This window comes from Burkholderia sp. Se-20373 (assembly GCF_017104705.1).
GTDB lineage: Bacteria > Pseudomonadota > Gammaproteobacteria > Burkholderiales > Burkholderiaceae > Burkholderia.
The window spans coordinates 1-1153 of sequence record NZ_JAAGPH010000350.1 but is presented as its reverse complement, the minus strand read 5'-3'; the positions used below and the strand labels follow the sequence as shown (position 1 = coordinate 1153).

1 protein-coding gene is annotated in these 1153 nt (G+C 63.6%); it reads left to right on the top strand.

The features are described from left to right. Positions 1–1153: DUF6531 domain-containing protein (locus G3N96_RS38705; protein ID WP_241023042.1), on the top strand; the 1153-nt coding region annotated here is incomplete at both ends.

Sequence of the window (1153 nt, the reverse complement as noted above, 5' to 3'; positions counted from 1 at the left end):
TGAAGGCGTTGTACGGCAAGCCGAATGCCGATGCGATGGACTGGGTGAGCATCGGTATCGACCTGATCGGCGTCATTCCTGTACCGCCGACGCTGGCAGCGGCTCGCATGAGCCTCAGGCCGATGCTGGCAGAGGCGCGCCGTGAGCTGGCGGTCCAGTTGAAAGCGGCGGCAAAGGGTGCGGTGAAGGTCCAGGCCAACGACGTGCTGGTCGGGCTGCTGGCGTCGCATCTGAATGCGACCATCGTCGGGGACCTGGAAAAGTTCGTGCAGGAGGCGCAGGTTCGACTGGACGCGATGCTCAAGGACGCGGGCGAGTTGCTGGAAAAAATGCTGCTGGACATGGCCCAGGGCATGAAGAAGGCGGCGTTGGGTCAGTTGAACGCAGAGGGCAATGCGGCGTTGGCGGCCAAGGAGGCGACTCAGGCGGCCGAGATTTTTGTCCGTGACCCGGAGGCCAGCCTCAAGAAGGGGCTTTGGTCGTTGTATCACGCGATCAAGGCGAGTGTTGAAACGGTCTCCAACGAGGTGGTGAACGTCACCACCACGAGACAACAGCGGGAGCAGATGGCCGCTGACGTCGACCGGACAATTCGAGAACTCGCCGGGATGTGCAAGGGGGCGCTGGCCAGCCTCGCCGATCCACGCGTCGGTGCAATCGCCAAGCTGCTGACCTTGCTGCTGGCGGTGGTTCAGGCTTATCGAAAGAAGCATGCCCGCAAGGGCCAGGGCGCCAACGTCCCTGAAAACAGGAGCGGTCAGGCCTCGCAAAACCATGGCCAGGGCGCCGTCGACGGTATTCCCGTGCAGGCGGGAGCCAGACAGGATGGCGGCTGCAAGGAGTGCCGGGGAACGAAGGGCAGTATCAGCTTCGCACGCGGAGCCGAGCGTATCGATCACGACGACTTCACCTTGCCGGGGCCGTTCCCGTTCACCTGGAGCCGCCAGTATCGATCGGATCTCGCGGCCTACGATGACGGGCCGATGGGCGCGCGCTGGATCACGCCATACATGACGCGGTTCGACATCGTGCATAACGACGCACTGCCGGAAAGCCTTCGTTATCACGCGGCGGACGGCCGCACGCATGCGTACCCGCTGCCGAAGGTCGGCGCGTTCCATTACGACGCCATCGAGAACGTGACGCTGGTACG